Raw genomic sequence first — 16,889 nt, forward strand, 5'->3', positions numbered from 1 at the left:
CATCATGACTACAAATACACTTTCACAGACAACTGAAAAGCTTATTTCCGCAATTCAAGCAGAAGATGTGGACGCATTCAGAACCCTGGTGCAGAACATCACGGCAGCGGGCCTCGCTGCTGGGGCATACCCAGGACTCTGGCTAAACGGCCAGCTACCTGGATCTGGAATCAGTGCCTTACATGTAGCGGCAAGGCTTTATTCAATAAATCATCGTGATTCTGTGCGATCAGAAAAATTTAATGCAATGGTCGAAATTCTTTTGACAAACGGAGCTAGTCCTGTGCTTGCAATGGGCAAGACGTATCGAAAAGGAACGCTGGGTCCCAATAGGATCATCGTCACGAAGAATCCGGGTAAAACGGTCGCTGAAGTTTGTGATAAAAAGTTCCCGCCCGCTCTTGTCAAATGGTTCGCAGCGCTAAAGTGCGACGTTAGAATTAGTCGTGATTATCAAGCTTATGCGCCTCAGGCAGGCTCGTATCTCGACAAGTGTTTATTTGCTTCGCGTGCAGGATTGCGTCAAAAAAAATATAAGCGTCGCGCTAATGATGTAAATTGAAATAATTTAATCAATAGGGTGGCGCGATGAGATGCCTGGCCAAGAGTAAAGAAGCCCTGCAATTGCGGGGCTTTTAATTGGCGCTTGCGCAAATCCAATCTTCTGCTATTTCTGGATTGTTAGTTGCCTATCCAGATATAAGGAGTATTTGATGAGAATTTGTGTTTTCAATGCCAAGGGAGGTGTCGGTAGAACCACGACTACGCTCAATCTCGCAGGCTATTTCGCTCAAGACCCTGCGCTGCGCGTCCTGGTGTCTGACTGTGACCCACAAGGCTCTGCCTTGGCCTGGGCCTCCCTGGCAGATGAAACGCCGTTCACTGTCGGCAGGAGCCGTAGCAGAGGCTTTGATGTAGAAATCCTGGACTTGCCACCTAAGATTCCGGAAAACGAACACTTGCCAGAAGCTGATATCTATCTCGTTCCAACGCTTCTCGATGGCGTGTCATTCGTAGTTTTTTTACGGACCATTTCTCTGCTACAGAAGCATCAGAAGCCATATCTGGTCATCGCCAACAGGTTCAACCCGCTGCGCGCAGAGCACAGAGAGCGGTTGTCCAGCCCCGCCATGCGCGATGCGTTTGTTATGAGAGAGAGGGCGGCTTTCGCCGCCTACTATGCCGAAGGCCGAACAGTCTTTGACATGAGTGGTCGTCACATTGGCGGTGCTAGAAGCGAAATTGAGTCTGTTGCTCTGGCTGTCCGGGACCGCCTGAAATTATGGAAGGTGGCCGCATGACTAGCGATTTGAAGAAGATCGGCTCGCGGGCCGGGTCACGTGACCTGAGTGTGGTTGCCCAACAGGTCCACGCTCCGCGCAGGCCTCGCATCAAGCAGCAAGAGCTGACAAGCCTTGAAGAAGCCCAGAGCAAACTTCAACAAGCTGATGACAGCTTCCTGCTTGCAGCTGGCGATCAGCCAGAGCGGTCTACATTCTTTGATCTTGATGACTCCAACGCGCCGCGTTTGAAAGCAGGCAGGAAGGTCCACCTTGTTCTAGAGAGAGGTGCGGCACTGCCGGACTACAGAACACGTCAAGGAAAGCGAAATCACCGAAGTATGGTTACGCTCCCTCCAATGCTGAGGCGGAGCATCCAAGATATTTTTGGTGCCGCTGACGGCGAGGACTTCCCATTCACCACGGCTCTGATTGCCCTGGCCGACTATGGTGCAATGGCTCTCAAGAGAGATGACAAGATGCTCGTTGTGAGCCCTGCAGACGATCCGCAGGCTGAGGAACGTAAGCGAGTGAGAACGCTGATACGACGAGTCGGCTTGAAGCAATAGTTAAGGCCCCTCGCGGGGCCTTTTATTGTCACCACTTCTTGATCGCATCGAACAGATCTAAAACATGGAACTCCATCTCTAGTAGCTCCAGTGCTGTCGCTGGGTGGGCGTTTCCACTAGCCACGCTCTCTTTGTAGGCGTCGAGATCATCGCGTGCAGTGCGCCACTGGCGCTCCCTCTCTTGTTCAACACGTTTGCGATAGGCCTGCCTCTCGCTGATAGCTGAAGGCTTGTCGGAAAGCTTGCGAGGAGGCGATGGTGCGGCTATGGCCGTCCGCCGTGCGCTCAGATGTTTGAGGTCATCTGGGAGACGATCACGCAAGCGTGCGAGTGAGTAGGCCAGCGTTCCCTTGGTGCGCGAGTTGTTGCCGACAAGGCGCGGCCTGCGGCGCACGAGATCATCAATATTATGAAATGTGTAGCGCCACCAGTGCTGCCAGTTGTGTGGATCCACAGGGACAGCATCATCAAGAGACAATGGCTCAACAAGCGCTCCGTTCTCTACTAGAGCCCACACTGCATCAAGGAACATTGGCTCCGCCAGTTCCATTACGACAACGTCAGTGGTGCTCGCCATCGGCTGAGCAAGGAAGCCAAACCGAAGTATCGCCGCAGCTTCGCCATAGGCCTGATCTTCGCCGCCGCTCACAGCCCAGCCCACATAGCCACGCTCAGCGCTGTGATGAGCGAAGAGCTTCACGCGAGGTTGTTGCCACCTTTGCCGCAGGCAGGCGAGAACCTGAGCCTTGCTCGCACCGGCTCTCGTAGCAGTCAAATGATTGCTGGCAGTGCTGAGCACAGCGTCTCTCTGTTGAAGCACAGAGGCTCTGGACTCCTCAGTTCCACGATTGAGGAACGAGTCCCAGGACAACACATCGCGGTTGCTTCGCGCCTTCGCACAGCTCAGGCAAGTGACGATCCGGTTCTCATCAAAAGCTTGCCCGCCAAGAGCCGGTGGCAGCAAGAACGAGTTGACCAGGCGCACGCCCTCAGCATCCCCATGAACTAGACAGAAGCGGCAAGCGCGGCCCTCTGACATGTTGACCAGCCTGCGTTTCCATGGAGCGGTTTGAACTTTAGAAGGAGCGGCGGCCTTCAAAATACTTTCGGCTACTACTGAAGGAAGCGAGGCTGCGGAGTTCATAAAAGAACCACCTGCTTTCCATCCAAAGCTGATTTTAATGATCGTAAGGCGCGTTCTTCATTGAGTGCTGAATGGCAAACATAAAAAATGTTAGCGCCCCTTGAAGAATTGAGTGAGCCATCATCAAGGGTGAGGGCGTAAGCAAAGGCGTGGCACATGTGGTTTTCCTCCCGAGCTATCAATTGGATTACACATTCATTGATAGCAGGGGTTCCCATATGCGCAAGAGGATGGCTTTTAGTTTTTCTTGGGGCCACCGGAGGTTGTCGTTTGGTTTGCCTGTGTTCTTGTCTGATGGATCGTCGCCAAGAGCAAACTAATAATACACTTCACGCACTGAAGTGTTTCTGAAAAGCGGCCCCTCAAGGGGCCCTTTTAATTTCCAAAGCCTTTGGAAGCCAATGCTGCGCGGCGGGCCTACATCAAAGGCCCTTGCTGGACTCTTTCAATCCTGATTTCCCTTTAATGTCAACGCTCTTCGGAGGGCCTTGCGCAATTCTGATTTTGGGTTATTGATTGTAAAAGGGTAAATGGAGGATTAAATAAATGAGGGCGATAAAAATATACATGCAGCCTAAAGACTATTCGCGCATCACTGCAGAGTTGATGGCGAAGGGCGAGTCATTCTCTGAGTTTGCGAGAGAGGCTGTTTTAGAAAAATTTGATAGAGAGAAATTGCTGGATCAAATGATGCTGGCGAGGTCGGGGCTTGATGAAGTGCTTGCTGAGATAAGGATGGAGACAGCTCGCTCAAGAAGAGATATGGCAGCGCAAGCCAGCAATCACTTGGAGTTGCAGAGAAATGAAGCTTCAACATCTCTAGCCAGGAATGAAGAGTTCCTGCAGCTGCTCGTAAAGGAGCTGTCTAAATTGTTCGAAGGCAATAAAAGCGCAACTACGACTCCTGGCCGCAACATACCCAGAGGTCCTGGGACTGAATTTTATCCCGGCGATGGAAAACAAATTTAACTAACTAACACTGGAGGGGAATATGAAAATATACAAAGCAGCACTACTTGGTCTTTCAATTTCATTGTCATTGACCTGCATAGCTAATGCAGGCGTCAAAGACTGGATGCGGGATAAAAAGGAACGGCTCACAGGGCAACACACAGCGGAGCAAGTTGCATCGCCAACTGAGCTGCCTCCTGTTGAGGTTCATGAGCAACAGCAGAAAGCACAGAGGGTGGATGGGAAAAGGCTCACTGCTGATGCAGCCAAAGGCTGTGCGGCTGGAGCAGTGATGAGCTTGCTTTCAGGTGGCCTGGATCTACGCGCGTGTGCTGCTGCCGCTGTAGGAGCTGGAGTTCAATCAGTTCAGCAGCAGCTTGCGCAGGCAAGACAAGTTGAGGAGGCAGCAAAGCGGGCTGGCATGAAGGCCAAGGTTGAAACCGAACAGCATACAGACAGAGCTGGAAGACAGCAGGAGGCAATGAAGTCAATCGAAATTGAATATGAAGCATCTGATCTTTTAGCGATGGACGCTAAGACAGTAGAGACAATGGAAAAGCTCTCGAACCTCTTCAAGGGGTCAAAGGGTCAGCTTGATATCAGGATTGAAGGGACCAATCCGGCTTGTCTTGCGCTTCTAAGTGAACTGGATAAGCGCGGAGCTCTTGATAGGCATCTAGTAGACAACCAGTGCGGGCGCAGCGCATCGCACAAGCTCGTAATCACTTCGCTAGCAAAGGGAGGCAAGTGATGAACGACATTCAGCGTGAAAGAGAGCTGCGCAGGTTAGAAGCGAGTCTGGGAGTAGATAGAGGTGTTGAAGGTAGTTCGATAACTGAGCCAGCTCCTGTCGTCCCAGAGCGTGTGATGGAACACGCCCAGCCGGTGGTGAAGAAGGTTGCTAAAGCAAGCCAGCGAATAATCAAACAGACACCAGAGGCTGCTGACAACTCCCTCAAAGGATTGCCAAACATAACTCTGAGTAGAGCTCGTAAGAAGAGTCTATATATATGCGTGGGAGCTGTTCTGTTGACGGGCGCTGGAATTATCGCATTCAATCTCATGCGCGATAAATCGGGGTCAGCTGCGCCTGCTCCTGCTATCGCTATTGCTCCACCGCAGGGCCTATACATTCCGCCTGTCACTAATCAAGTGCCAGGGCGAGTGCAGGAAGAGGAAAGGAAGCCCGTTGAACATCCAGAGCAAGCAATGCCTCAGGAACTTCCTGCGATAGAAGAAGCTCCACCCCTTGAACCTGCGCAACCTCCTCGCAGTTCAGTGGATGAGGATAAAGGGAGTGCTCAAAACGCTGTTCCTGCTCAAGTAATTGCCCCAGCACCTGCTGCCGCACCTCGTGCCATTCAACGGTATCAACCGCCTCCTGCATCTGATAAAGAAATTAAAGCTGAGGTTGAAAGAGTGGAGGCTGGGAAGCCCTGGCAGAGCAAGATTGACCAAATTAAAGAGTTGGATCTTTAATTGAAGGGCTTGCGCACTTTAAATTCTCTGCTATTTCTGGATAGGTAAACCACTTACCAGAAAAATGGAGGATTAAAGAATGTCAGTTTTAGATAGAGCGCTTTCGTTAATTTTTACTCAATACAAAAGCGATTTCCGGCCACGCTTCGGGAGTCGCTTTTCTGCTTTCTGGGGAACCTTGCTGCTGGGCCCTGTTGAAACAAAGGGAATAGAAGACGTTCACCCTGACTTGCAGTCGAGCTACTACCACCTAGTGATTGATAGGCGGCCTCCCAGGACGGAACTCGGACTAAAGCAATGGGAAGAGGGTAGCAGGCTCGTGGCTCCAACTCGCTACGCAGAAGAACGCTATGCAGGAAAAGCTCAATTCATCGCAACAGCGCTAATTACATTCGCGCTTTGCCTTGCTGCATCTGGAGTTTTAGCAATTAAGGGCGGAGCACGGAATGAGATGAGGGTCATGGCTTCTAACAACGGTCAGGTTGCGCCTACAACTCAGAGCTGCGAAGCACTCGCGCGAAGTTTGATTGATGGAACTGCAGATAAGAAAAATCCGGCAACTATGTCGCTTGCTAAATCGTGCCAATCAAAATACTAGCAGGAGGAATAAATGAGTTTACTTTACAAATTGCTTGATAAAACTGAGCTGCTTTTGTCAAAAAAAGAAAGCAAGGGGCCGCAGTCTCACACACGTATGCTTGAAGAGGCTTACAAGGTGGCAGATCTGATTACTGGCCGCCATGACGTGCCTGATCGCATTCCTTCAAATCAGCTTGTCGTTGAGCCAGAGCGCGAGGAGCTTGTTAAGCGCATGGGGGCTGAGTTGATTGATGGCGTCTGGACGGTCCCTGAAGGGATGGATATGCAGAAATTCAGTCAGTTTTGGCCAATGATTCCAGCTGATTTACGCGATAAGGCCTCTCGCAACACTACGACAAAGCATGGTGACCCAATTGAAGGGTATCTGCGCCCAGATGACATTGTGAGGGGAGGGGACTCGACAGCTACCCCTCTCATGTATGGAGCACTGCCAGTCATAGGCGCTTTGTCATACCTGACTTCGCTCTTTAGCCCGACACTCGCGCTCCTGATCATGATTCTCTCGGTCCCATTCCTCATAACCATTGCCCAGGGCGAGGGAATTATTGATGCTGTCAAAAGCTTCTTTGTCTTGCTTGTTGGGCCTGCTGCATTGGCAGCCATGGCCGCAAACGGGGCGCGTCAGCTTGAGAGCTTGAATCTCCTGGGATCTATCAGAGCAGGTGGAATTCAGTCAGTAGTAACTGCGTCTTTGAGTCTAGCTACCCTATCAGCAATAGTGATGGGAGTCGCGTTTGTTTTGATGCTTGCTTCAAATATGCTTGACTCAAAATATAAGGCGTCAGTAATAGGCGGTTTCTGGGCGCGTGCTCGCTATAGCGCAAAACTGGCATTTGTTTTCACACTTGTGATGACTTTGTCTCTAGCAGTTCTTCCCACTTCAATGTTGCCATTCGCGTTTTTCTTCATGGCAAGTCTGTATCCCATGATCCACACTGAGAGCAATTACAACTCTAGGGCTAAAGAGCTAGAGGCGCTTGGCATTACATTCAAACTGGGCCGCATGGGCAAGCTGAGCACAGTTCATGTAGAACCACGCATTCTGCAGGCGAAAGAGGCTTTTGCAGATAAATCGCCCACTATGGTAGTTGGATACGCGGAAGGTTGGTTGACAGCAAAACACCATCCCAATGCCCCCGACGAGGGCCAGGAGATGATTCTTTCGGCAATTGATGTTTCATCGCATATTCTGGTTTTCGGAGCTACAGGCGTTGGTAAAACATCGTCTACGCTGCGCCCGTGGATCAAGCAGTGGACTGAAAATAAAATGGGCTCAGCCTTCATTGCTTGCGCAAAAGGCGCTCTTGCCGGTGAGGTATCGGCTTACATTGATCTAATGATTGGAACGGGTGTGGACTACGCTCCTATGCAGGGGCTTGATGCTCAAGGTGTTTACAACGCTCTAAAGGCAATCAAGGTTTCAAACAAAAGATCAAGTTCTGACCCAATCTGGGATAACGGAGCAATGGATTACATTGACAACGTGACTGTCCTTCATGAGGCGCTGCGTGACCATGAGCTTGCGATGCTGGAATATTCCCATAACGCTTCAATTGAAAACGAAGATGCTGCGCTCTATTACAGGCTTGAAGCTGTTCGATTAGAGAAGGCTGGCGTTGACGCAACTGAGGCAAAATCCAAGGAGGAGCTTGCTCTTGAACGCTCTAGATACTGGGCATCAAAGGCAGTTACAGAGCGGAAGTGGTTGTGGAACATTGATACCCTTTCAAAAATAGTTGTAATGGGTAATCAAGTTCGCGTTGTTGATGGAATGCCAGTTGCATCTGAGGATATGTTGTTTGCGCTGGCAGAGCTCGGCTATGGAGCATCAGACGAGCGGAAGCAACGTATGCCTGAGTCAATTCATCCAGATATTGGTAAAGGCACATTGCTGGATGGAACAATTGCATACTTCACGAATACCTGGCCTAACGCGGGAGAACAACGCTCCTCGTGGATGTCTAATGTCAATGATCGAATTCAACCATTGTCCAGAGGTAAGTATTTAACTGGAAAAAATGGAGTTCACTGGAAAATGCTAGAAAAGGGCGAGGATGTTAGATCCTGTCTATACTGGAAAAATGTTGGAATTGACTTGCCTGAAACAATTCATGGTCGTGCTGGTTTAGCAATTACCGCTTTTGCTAAACAGTGTGTGTATGACGAAGTGAAGAAGCGGGGTGGTATGAAGAAGGCGGAATGGAAGGCTATGGGTCAGTCGCGTGTTGCGTTCTTCTTTGATGAGGCCCAGGGCGTGGTTGGTGATGCTGAGTTGCAGCTCATCGACATTTCAAGGTCATTGGAAGCCGCCTTTATCTGTGCCACGCAGTCATATGAAAGTTTTGTTGAGCGGTTTAATGATGATAATACGGCGCGTAAATTCGCAAATACATTCCAGTCTTTCTTATGCTTAGAAGCATCAAGCGGGACGTATGAATATGTAAAGACAAGGCTTGGTAAGGCGGATTTGATTACATTCAAACAACGCTCAAACGGCATTGATTACTCTGGAGCTTTGAAGAATTATGCGCTTAGTCCGCTAAATGATCCTGAGCACCCCAACAGGGCAGGCATGGAAAGTCTATTGAAGCGTGGATTTGGCAAGCTAATTGTTCGCGCTCCTTCTGCCCCAATGATATATGCGGGTGGAAAGTGGGTAGGAAATAAGACCCGTCAGCTTGATGAGAACTCAATGCTTACTGATATAACAGTTCCTGTGGGGGGAGTCCTTGAGACTGTAGATGTGTTTGAGGATCAAGAGTTCAATTCATTGCTAACGAGGGGTAAGGCGATTGTTTCCTTGCGTCGCGCAGGTGGCAAGAGAATTGACCTTGTGAAGCTTCAGTATGTAGGTCCGGACGAATTGCGGAAGGATAAAGTGGCCTGATCGAAAGAGGAGGTGGTTTTCCCCTCCTCTTGCGCAAATTCAATTGTAGGTAATTATAGAATTTAATTTCAAAAATCGGAGGAACTATGAATGATGAAGTAAAAGGTGGCAATAAACTATTTGAAGCTGCGGCAGCGTTTCAGGAAGTTCGTAAAGAGCGTGATGAGCATTTAAGGTCAGATCGGCCCAGTGCGTTCATGAAAGACGAACACAAAGCCTGGGCTGAAAAAAGCTCTGAGCTTAGCGCTTCAGTGGAAAGTGCTAAAGAGAAGTTTTTTGGAGAAATTAATAAGGCTAGTCCTGAGGATATCGAAAGGCTTCAAGGGAAGATGAAGGAAACTATGGAGGTTCAGAACTCGCAGCGCAAAAGCTTTAGTCAACTGTTGTCTGCTCGCAGAGAGCAAGAAGGTGACAGCCTTCCCTTTCAATTGAGTGAAGTGGAAGATGAATGGAAGAATAGGAATGAAAACAGGGCGCGTATAAGAACCTCACACGGAAGAGAAGACTATGCAGCTACGGCACAAAGCGAAAGTGATTATTGGAAGGCGCATCAGAAGAAAGAGGATGCCTACATGCAGGCACACCTGGGCAGCGGTCAGCCCACTCTGGGCCAGGTTGAAGACTGGCACAGAGAACAGCAGAAACAACAGAGGCAAAAGGATGTTTCTGAGGTCAGGCTTAAGCAACAAATACAGTGATTACTAGAAGCCCCGCAGATGCGGGGCTTTTTATTGGTTCAGTGTCTTGACCAAACGTGATTCTCTGATTTTATAGATACATGGGTAGTTAAGTCCCTATCCCTTTATCTTTTAAAAATTGGAGGACACGACATGATCAAAGAGAGGTATCTGAGAATAATAGTCGCAACATTGTTGGCGATGCCATTTGCATCTTTTTCAAGCACAATCACTATCAATGACCCCTATAGTCAAATCGCTTCGCAGGATCTGATCAACGCCATTTTTCAGCAGTCTGAAGAACTTGGTCTTACAAGTATTGCTCCAGAAATAGATCGAGGCGTTGCCAAGCGAGCGTTAGACGCTATGTCCTGCGCTACAGAAGAAGGACAGCAAATTGACAAGCTGCTTGTTGTAGATATGAACATGCCAGCTCGCACTAAAAGGCTTTGGGCTTTTGATGTGAGTGACCTTGACAATCCAGTTCTAATCACAAGGGATTACGTCGCCCACGGGTCTGGTTCTGACATTTCAGCAAAGGGTAGGGCAGCAAAATTCTCAAATATCCCGGACTCCAACATGACGAGTCTCGGGCTCTACCGCATCGCTGAAAAATATCAAGGCAAAAATGGATGGAGCAGGCGGCTTGATGGTCTATTTGCAAGGTTCAACAGCAAGGCGCGAGACCGCGCCGTGGTATTGCATCCCTCTAACTACGTTCGTGATGACTATGTGGGCAGGAGTCAAGGCTGCCCTGCGGTCAATCAGCGGACCATGGACAAGCTGGAAAAGGCAGGTCTCAGCAATGCCTATCTTTACATCGATGGTCAAGATGAAGAGCTTCAATCTCTTGTCAGCGCTTGTGCTGAAAAGAGGCGTGCTCGACTACTAGCTGAGGCAACGCGACGCCTGGAAGATAGCTATGGGCTATTCGCTGTAAGCCTTATCTTTAATGATCCTGCAGCCTCTTCTGGATTTTTGAGCTGGGCCTTGCCTGATAGTGAATTTATCTCAACGCCAATTATCAACACTGAGGCGGCATGCCTCATTGACAGATCCAGGCATGGCCTTAGGTTGTCTGTATGAAGACAAATAACTACAAGCAAATACGATCAGTTCTGATGCAGTCTAAAGTTGCCCCTGAAACAGAGGCAGCTGTTAGAAGATATGCAGCTAAGAATGGATACACCATCTCTGCGGCAATTAGCTTTATTTTGGCGAACTGGGCGTCAGCTCAGAAAAAGAAGAAGTAATGGTGGATAGACCTGGGAACACTTGTGAATGAAAAGGTCTTTGACGCTTTTGGGCGTGTCCCCCCGCATGTAGCTCCTAGTGTTCTTGTAAGGCGCTGGGATCAGGCACTGATTGCCAGTGGAGCTACGTTCCTTGCGGCATGGCCGTCTCTTCTGTGGGTAGGCTTGAAGCTTCCAGGACCTGAGATAGGGCCATGGACACTACATGTCACAGGTGCGCTTGCGGTGGCATTCAACTGGTCAACCTTTGGCGTATCAGCAGGGGCGGCGGCGTCTGACTACCTTAGCCAGGTCAACGATCCCTTACATGTCATCTTGAGGGTAGGGATCCCGCTAGCACTCTCTATGGCTTGTGCATGCTGGTCTTTTGCTAAAGGCCTGACACCTCGCTCAAACACGTGGCATTTGTCAGGTCCTCGCTTGCTAGACGGCAAGGAAGCGTTGAGAGAAGCCAGAGCAAGAAGCCTCAACAAGAAGCAGATCGAAGCTGACAGCTTTCCCCTGGCTCTCCACCCAGCGCTGATCTTGCCCAAGAAGCGATGGGCGAGGCATCTGCTGATCGCGGGCAGCGTGGGTAGTGGAAAAACCGTCATCTTGATGGCGTTGATACGTCAGATGCTTCAACGCAACTTGAAGTGCTTCATCTACGACGTAAAGGGTGACTTCACAGCAAAGGGCGACTTCGGAGTCGGTCATCGCCCCATAATTGTTAGCCCATTCGATAAGCGGTCATACGTGTGGGATGTTGCGCGTGACGTGCGATCACCTACCCAGGCTGCAGCATTCGCAGCAAGCCTCATCCCTGAGGAAAGCGGCAACGGTAAGTTCTGGACCATAGCAGCCCAACAGCTGCTGACGGGTGCATTGCGCTCTCTTCAAAATACGAGGGGAACAGAGTGGACCTGGACGGATCTAGCGCATGCCGTCTCCCAGGGCGCTCCTGCAATGCTGCCAATGCTCAAGGAGCACTACGCTAAAGCTGCGCCTCTGATCGCGAATGAGGAAAGCCAGTCAACTGCTTCAGTCCTGGCTACGTTGGCAGGCTACACGCGAGTCATTGATGACCTGGCACTAGCGTGGCCTACACGCACAGATCGCATGTTTGCTATGACTGACTGGGTCAAGGATAGCTACAAGGGACGCAAGCAAGTCATCGTCCAGGCTGGCCCAGATCCGAGCCTTACCAAGGCCTACATAGCAGCAATGATCAATGTTGCTGTTCCGTCGATCATCTCAGCACAGCTCCCAGACAACGAGGAGGGCCGTTTCCTAGGTTTCATTCTTGACGAGCTGCCGAGCATCGGGCGTCTGAACATCGATCAGCTGCTTACCCTGGGGCGTTCTAAGGGCGTGTGTGCAGTGCTCTGCTATCAAGACTTCAGTCAGATGGAAGCTGTTTATTCAAGAGAAGTGGCTAAGACGTTCTCTAGCACTGTCGCAACAAAAATTATTTGTGAAGTGCAGGCCGGTGATACGCGGGACTACCTGGCCTCAACACTGGGTAAGCACAAAGTTGCTTGGAGGACGTATGACGACAACGCAACTGTTCATGAAGAAACACGGGCCATCGTTTCTTCGCCTGAGCTGACAGACCGTCTGGGCTTCAGGAAGGGAAAGGCATTTGGGCCCAGTGGTTGGGGCATTCGCGCAATTGTTCAGATGGGCGGAGATCCACTGTTGCTCAACTTCCCCGGTAACCAAATAGAAAACCAGCGTCCAGGACAAGTTCCAGCAAGGTGGACGCTTGGTCCTCGATCAGCGCCAAAAATAGTCACCTCCAACCCAACGGGCATGATTGAAGAAGGGGCGGACATTGGCCTTTCAATAGCTGACGTGTTGGCTAGAGAGGCATCGCGGATATACAAGTCAAAAGACTGATTCAGTTCTTTACAAAAACGTCATTTGCCTTTTACTGAAGTTGTCGCGTTTGCCGCTTCGACAACGGCGTATTGGGAGATAAAGATGATTTCTATTGCTCGTATCAATGCTCGTGGAAAAAAACAAAATGGTGAGGCGGTGGTTGACTACCTGCTCGCAGTAGAGGAACTGTCGCAAGGGATGAGGAATGCAGCTGAGAGGGCTAATTCTCTCGCAGCGTCAGATGGTCTTGCATCTTATTACTTTGATGAGAAGGCAGATGCTGTCCAACGATGGTCAGGAAAATTGGCTGCTGACTTGGGACTGGAAGGAAAGCCCGTTGATAAGCAGGCGATGTTGAAGCTCGCAGAAGGATTTCATCCCTACACGGGGGAGCCGCTTTGTAAGAACGCGGGAGAGAAGCCCAGGGAGGTTGAAAAGATTGATCGAAAGACTGGGAAGCCCAAGCTCGATAAGAATGGGAATGTAATTCTAAAGTCTGAGGGAGGGCATAGGGTCGGCTTTGACCTTGTTACGACGCCACCTAATAGTGTGTCTATCGCATTCGCGCTTGGCAACGATGATGAAAAGCTGGAAATACTCAAGGCGCATAGGCGAGCAAACGATGTTGCGATGAAGTTCCTTGAGAGCAAAATTGAAACTCGCAGGGGGAAGCAGGGAGTCAATGTGATCGGGACCGAAGGTATGATCATCATGCAGGCGGATCACATGGGAAATAGAAATTTGAATTGTTGCGTTCATACTCATAATCTTTGTTTTGGTATTACGAAAGGTGTTGATGGCCAATACGGCACCTTTGATTCTCAAGAAATATACCGTCATCAAAAAGCTGCTGATCAAATTTACAAGAGCGAGCTCGCAATGAACTTGCGAGAGCTTAAGTATGGAATTGAGCAGTTGCGAGAGGTCGATGATCTAGGTGAGGAGACGGGCAACGTGTCCTTTGAAATATCAGGTATTAGTCGAGAATTGATTGAGATCAATTCGACACGCCGCGCTGAAATTCTAAAATATGAATTAGAGCATGGGGTTGATCGTCAAGCAGCTTGCCTGGCAACCCGGCGACATAAGGATGAACCGGCCTTCGATGAACTGCAGGCCATGTGGACCGAAACCTTCAACAAGATCAAACAGGATCGCGCAGAACTGGTGCCGTCTATACAGCAATTAAAATCTACGGGTGATAAAAACATGAGGATTGATGAGGATGAAGAAATATTAAAGCGTCTTCATAAGAAAGATTCGGTGTTCACTGAGTGCCATCTTATTGAGGCTATCGCAAAAGAAAACATAGGGAAAGTGCGATTTTCTGATGTAATCGAGAAGGTGGAGGAATTTAAATCTCGCATGCAGCTGGTCGAGATCGCGCCTGAGAGGATTGCAGCTGCCGATGCCGGGGAGTCACTTTCTCGGCGTAACACGGAGGTGAGATATGCCGCAGGGTGGATGGTGGAGTGGGAGAGGGAAATAGTAAGTGGAGTTGCGGCAAGGCAAGAGGAGGAGTTTCAGAAAATTCCTCTAAATAAAGTTGAGGAATGTATCGCGGCATATGAGTCGAAAAAGAATTTCACAGTCACGGGCGAACAACGCAATAGCGTCATCCATGTGACTTCAAAATCAGGTGGAGTTGCAGTGTTTACAGGTGGTGCGGGCACAGGAAAGACTAGTGTCAGTGATATCTATAGCGATGTATTTAAGGCGGATGGACGCAACATGATTGGTGTTTGCGTATCCAACAAGGCGGCTTCAAAGTTGGAAGCTGAAAGCGGGATGCCATGTAAGTCAGTAGCCAAGGCGTTATCGTTGCTTGACAGAAATATGATGATGCTTACTGATAAGGATGTGCTGGTCATTGATGAGGCGGGAATGATAGATGCTGATCAGACAAGGCGTTTGCTTTCATACGCTCAAATAGGTGGAGCTAAAGTAATTCTCCAAGGTGATGAAATGCAGCTTCAGCCCATTGGGGCTGGTTCTGGGATGGCACTTGCAAAGGTGGCTGTTGACGATGTTCAGTTGACGGAAATCAGAAGACAGAAAAACGCTGAAGATCGGATGATCGCGGGCCTTTTTTATAGCCGGGGACCTGACGGATCAATCAAACACCACAAAAAGGGTGAAAAGTCGCGCAGCGAAACATTACTGCACGGAAAAGCAATATTTGATGCTCTAGAGGCAAGGGGCTGCATTGATGATTACGATACGCGCGATCAGGCTATTGACGCGCTTGTTGAAGACTACATGTCCTCTGGCGCAAGTGTTGATCAAAGACTCGTTCTCGGCAGCACGCGGAAAGATGTAAGAGACTTGAACGAAAAAATACGATCTGCAATGGCCTCCGCTGGTATTGTTGATTCTTCTGCGGTCAGCGTATCGGTTGTCAATAAGAGTGATAAGTATTTTATTGATCTGTCGCCAGGGGATCGTATCGCTTTCACGAAGAATGATGAAAAGGGCCTAGGGGTTGTAAATGGCGATTCAGGGACGCTATTGAGTGTGGAAAAAGGCAAGTCTGGCGGCTATGACATGGTTGTTAGGTTGAGGTCTGAAACGCCTGCCAAAGATGGGAAATTGGTAAGTTTCAATACGGACTCGTTCAATAATATTCGACACAACTATGCCGTCACTATTCATGATAGTCAGGGGCAAGGTAAAGAGGATGTTTTCCATCTTGCTCATTTAGGCATGATGGATAATCACAGTGCTCTAGTTGCCTTCACTCGCCTTACAAAGGGTAAATATACGATGTATGGCGACACCGAAACTATTGAGCGCATTCATGAGCGCATGGGGATGGAGCGATTGAAGGCGAATGCCACAACTGAGGGTATTTTAAAGGACGCAAAACAGATTGATAAAAATCACATTGCTCTCAGCCAGCTGCGGAGCTCTATCGAGGCATTTAATGGTCTGGATAAGAAGCGGGATGGACAAAGGATTGATAATATTCAGAAGACGAGAAAGACAATCAACGTGTTCGGGCTTGGTTCCTGAAATCACAAGGTCAAAGTTAGGAGCAGGGACGCTCCGATTGATACTGCCGCCATCAAAGCGGCGAGCTTAAAAAAAGGGAATCTTCTGCGTGGTATCTGCCAGGACAACGTTCCGGCTAAATACTGTCTCTGCCGCGTTGCTCTCTTCCAGGGATCACATGTAATGCCTGGAGGCTTCGCATAGATCTTCCAACCTGCTTTCGCTGCATTGATCCTCCACGCATATTCGTATTCCGACGCTTGAGCCTCTGTCGCGTTGACAGAGCCGAGATTGATTACGTCGAACGGCTTGCCTTCCCATCCGCCTCTTAAACTTCTGTGCTGCTTTTGACGTTGATCCAGGTCAACTGTTTGGCCGATGTAGACGTGTCCATTTTCAAAAATTAAGGCGTAGAGTGTTCGTGGTCTTACGTGATACTTTTGATCTCGCTTCCAGCTCATGGGTCTCCTTATGTATGTTTGATAACTCATACATAAGCGGAAACTGAGATATGGCAAGCGGTTATTCGGAAATAAAAAAAAGGGACCCTGAGGTCCCTTTGCTATATATGAGGTTTACCAGGGTAAAAAAGACCACCCGCTGGCCGTCTTGAATCGCAGGTATTTTTCAAGCTGTTGTTCAAGTGTCTTTAGGTTGTCTTCAAAGCGCTGGAGTGCGGCCGACCTGTTTTCCCGACTTTTCGTTAACACACGTCCATCTGCAGAAGCTTCTTTTTCCATTATTTCAATTCTGTCCTTTATGCCTGTAGCCATGGCTCCTGCATCTTTGATCTTCTCCAGCGTTTCGTAAATTCCATCAGAGCTCTTGAATAAGAACTTCGATTCACGGAATGCTTTAATCATGTTTGCTTCGCACGCTTTGATTGGCGTGTCGGTCTTGCCCCACAGGGCTTGGTAATATTCCAGTGCTGTGGTGTAGATGGCGAAGCGCTTGTTATACAGATCCAGCCTCGCTTTTGAACTGGCAATCTTCATTTGCGATAAGGCTATAAGGATTGTTGCAATACTTAGCAATACAGTTACAGTGTCCTTGTCGAAATTTATAGTCATCACTTCTTCGCTCTTTAAGGGTGAATCGGATTTAATATGATTCAAAATAAATTAGCAAGTGCGTTCAACGAACAAGGGCCCCGAAGGACCCTTGCCGAGATACAGATCACCTCCTTTTCTGCCGACAC

General features: G+C 49.1%; 15 protein-coding genes. 12 read left to right on the top strand and 3 right to left on the bottom strand.

The genetic code is table 11. The features are described from left to right. Positions 1-4: 4 nt before the first annotated feature. The 3 genes from ACZK5G_RS06595 to ACZK5G_RS06605 all read left to right on the top strand — a co-directional run bounded on the left by ACZK5G_RS06595 (position 5) and on the right by ACZK5G_RS06605 (position 1,849). Entirely contained in the window at positions 5-562 is a 558-nt protein-coding gene (locus ACZK5G_RS06595; protein WP_478465746.1) for a hypothetical protein, read from the top strand. A gap of 151 nt (positions 563-713) precedes the next feature. After that, positions 714-1,301: a ParA family protein gene (locus tag ACZK5G_RS06600; RefSeq protein WP_478465748.1), complete on the top strand. Its 588-nt coding sequence runs from the start codon at positions 714-716 to the stop codon at positions 1,299-1,301. Next, the gene (locus ACZK5G_RS06605; protein WP_478465750.1) at positions 1,298-1,849 is read left to right on the top strand and encodes a hypothetical protein; all 552 of its coding nucleotides are present in this window, start codon (positions 1,298-1,300) and stop codon (positions 1,847-1,849) included. Before ACZK5G_RS06600 ends, ACZK5G_RS06605 begins: the two co-directional genes overlap by 4 nt. Positions 1,850-1,877: 28 nt before the next feature. On the opposite strand, the gene ACZK5G_RS06610 is transcribed toward ACZK5G_RS06605, so the two are convergent. Further along, entirely contained in the window at positions 1,878-2,993 is a 1,116-nt protein-coding gene (locus ACZK5G_RS06610; RefSeq protein WP_478465752.1) for a hypothetical protein, read from the bottom strand. 546 nt (positions 2,994-3,539) lie between these two features. Between ACZK5G_RS06610 and ACZK5G_RS06615 the strand changes: the two genes are divergently transcribed. The 9 genes from ACZK5G_RS06615 to mobF all read left to right on the top strand — a co-directional run bounded on the left by ACZK5G_RS06615 (position 3,540) and on the right by mobF (position 15,712). Next, on the top strand, positions 3,540-3,962 hold the full coding sequence (locus tag ACZK5G_RS06615) for a hypothetical protein (RefSeq protein ID WP_478465753.1): 423 nt from the start codon (positions 3,540-3,542) through the stop codon (positions 3,960-3,962). A gap of 22 nt (positions 3,963-3,984) precedes the next feature. Next, the gene (locus ACZK5G_RS06620) at positions 3,985-4,695 is read left to right on the top strand and encodes a hypothetical protein (RefSeq protein ID WP_478465755.1); all 711 of its coding nucleotides are present in this window, start codon (positions 3,985-3,987) and stop codon (positions 4,693-4,695) included. Beyond that, complete coding sequence (locus ACZK5G_RS06625; protein ID WP_478465757.1) at positions 4,695-5,423, top strand: hypothetical protein; 729 nt, start codon at positions 4,695-4,697, stop codon at positions 5,421-5,423. The genes ACZK5G_RS06620 and ACZK5G_RS06625 overlap by 1 nt, the downstream gene beginning before the upstream one ends. A gap of 79 nt (positions 5,424-5,502) precedes the next feature. Then, entirely contained in the window at positions 5,503-6,021 is a 519-nt protein-coding gene (locus tag ACZK5G_RS06630; RefSeq protein WP_478465759.1) for a hypothetical protein, read from the top strand. Between the two features lie 12 nt (positions 6,022-6,033). Next, the gene (locus ACZK5G_RS06635; protein ID WP_478465761.1) at positions 6,034-8,910 is read left to right on the top strand and encodes a type IV secretory system conjugative DNA transfer family protein; all 2,877 of its coding nucleotides are present in this window, start codon (positions 6,034-6,036) and stop codon (positions 8,908-8,910) included. A gap of 86 nt (positions 8,911-8,996) precedes the next feature. Further along, a complete protein-coding gene (locus tag ACZK5G_RS06640) occupies positions 8,997-9,608 on the top strand; it encodes a hypothetical protein (RefSeq protein ID WP_478465763.1) in 612 nt (203 codons plus the stop codon). A 132-nt stretch (positions 9,609-9,740) separates the two neighbouring features. After that, on the top strand, positions 9,741-10,673 hold the full coding sequence (locus tag ACZK5G_RS06645; RefSeq protein WP_478465765.1) for a murein L,D-transpeptidase catalytic domain family protein: 933 nt from the start codon (positions 9,741-9,743) through the stop codon (positions 10,671-10,673). Positions 10,674-11,065: 392 nt separating this feature from the next. Further along, positions 11,066-12,718: a helicase HerA-like domain-containing protein gene (locus tag ACZK5G_RS06650; protein ID WP_478465767.1), complete on the top strand. Its 1,653-nt coding sequence runs from the start codon at positions 11,066-11,068 to the stop codon at positions 12,716-12,718. Between the two features lie 84 nt (positions 12,719-12,802). Next, positions 12,803-15,712 (top strand): MobF family relaxase, encoded by a 2,910-nt coding sequence (mobF, locus tag ACZK5G_RS06655; protein WP_478465768.1) that lies wholly within the window; start codon positions 12,803-12,805, stop codon positions 15,710-15,712. Between the two features lie 2 nt (positions 15,713-15,714). Here the strand turns inward: mobF and ACZK5G_RS06660 are convergent, their stop codons facing one another. Both ACZK5G_RS06660 and ACZK5G_RS06665 read right to left on the bottom strand, forming a co-directional pair. Beyond that, positions 15,715-16,152: a GIY-YIG nuclease family protein gene (locus tag ACZK5G_RS06660; protein WP_157806594.1), complete on the bottom strand. Its 438-nt coding sequence runs from the start codon at positions 16,150-16,152 to the stop codon at positions 15,715-15,717. A 114-nt stretch (positions 16,153-16,266) separates the two neighbouring features. Then, complete coding sequence (locus ACZK5G_RS06665) at positions 16,267-16,761, bottom strand: hypothetical protein (RefSeq protein WP_478465770.1); 495 nt, start codon at positions 16,759-16,761, stop codon at positions 16,267-16,269. Positions 16,762-16,889: the final 128 nt, after the last annotated feature.

Source organism: Stenotrophomonas sp. 62841_Sma (assembly GCF_056482945.1).

Excerpts from the sequence above, each read along its gene's own strand:
- ACZK5G_RS06625 (WP_478465757.1), top strand. The coding sequence starts at position 4,695 with ATGAACGACATTCAGCGTGAAAGAGAGCTGCGCAGGTTAGAAGCGAGT.
- ACZK5G_RS06660 (WP_157806594.1), bottom strand. The coding sequence starts at position 16,152 with ATGAGCTGGAAGCGAGATCAAAAGTATCACGTAAGACCACGAACACTC.
- ACZK5G_RS06630 (WP_478465759.1), top strand. The coding sequence starts at position 5,503 with ATGTCAGTTTTAGATAGAGCGCTTTCGTTAATTTTTACTCAATACAAA.
- ACZK5G_RS06620 (WP_478465755.1), top strand. The coding sequence starts at position 3,985 with ATGAAAATATACAAAGCAGCACTACTTGGTCTTTCAATTTCATTGTCA.
- ACZK5G_RS06665 (WP_478465770.1), bottom strand. The coding sequence starts at position 16,761 with ATGACTATAAATTTCGACAAGGACACTGTAACTGTATTGCTAAGTATT.
- ACZK5G_RS06595 (WP_478465746.1), top strand. The coding sequence starts at position 5 with ATGACTACAAATACACTTTCACAGACAACTGAAAAGCTTATTTCCGCA.
- ACZK5G_RS06600 (WP_478465748.1), top strand. The coding sequence starts at position 714 with ATGAGAATTTGTGTTTTCAATGCCAAGGGAGGTGTCGGTAGAACCACG.
- ACZK5G_RS06635 (WP_478465761.1), top strand. The coding sequence starts at position 6,034 with ATGAGTTTACTTTACAAATTGCTTGATAAAACTGAGCTGCTTTTGTCA.
- mobF (WP_478465768.1), top strand. The coding sequence starts at position 12,803 with ATGATTTCTATTGCTCGTATCAATGCTCGTGGAAAAAAACAAAATGGT.
- ACZK5G_RS06605 (WP_478465750.1), top strand. The coding sequence starts at position 1,298 with ATGACTAGCGATTTGAAGAAGATCGGCTCGCGGGCCGGGTCACGTGAC.
- ACZK5G_RS06615 (WP_478465753.1), top strand. The coding sequence starts at position 3,540 with ATGAGGGCGATAAAAATATACATGCAGCCTAAAGACTATTCGCGCATC.
- ACZK5G_RS06610 (WP_478465752.1), bottom strand. The coding sequence starts at position 2,993 with ATGAACTCCGCAGCCTCGCTTCCTTCAGTAGTAGCCGAAAGTATTTTG.
- ACZK5G_RS06640 (WP_478465763.1), top strand. The coding sequence starts at position 8,997 with ATGAATGATGAAGTAAAAGGTGGCAATAAACTATTTGAAGCTGCGGCA.
- ACZK5G_RS06645 (WP_478465765.1), top strand. The coding sequence starts at position 9,741 with ATGATCAAAGAGAGGTATCTGAGAATAATAGTCGCAACATTGTTGGCG.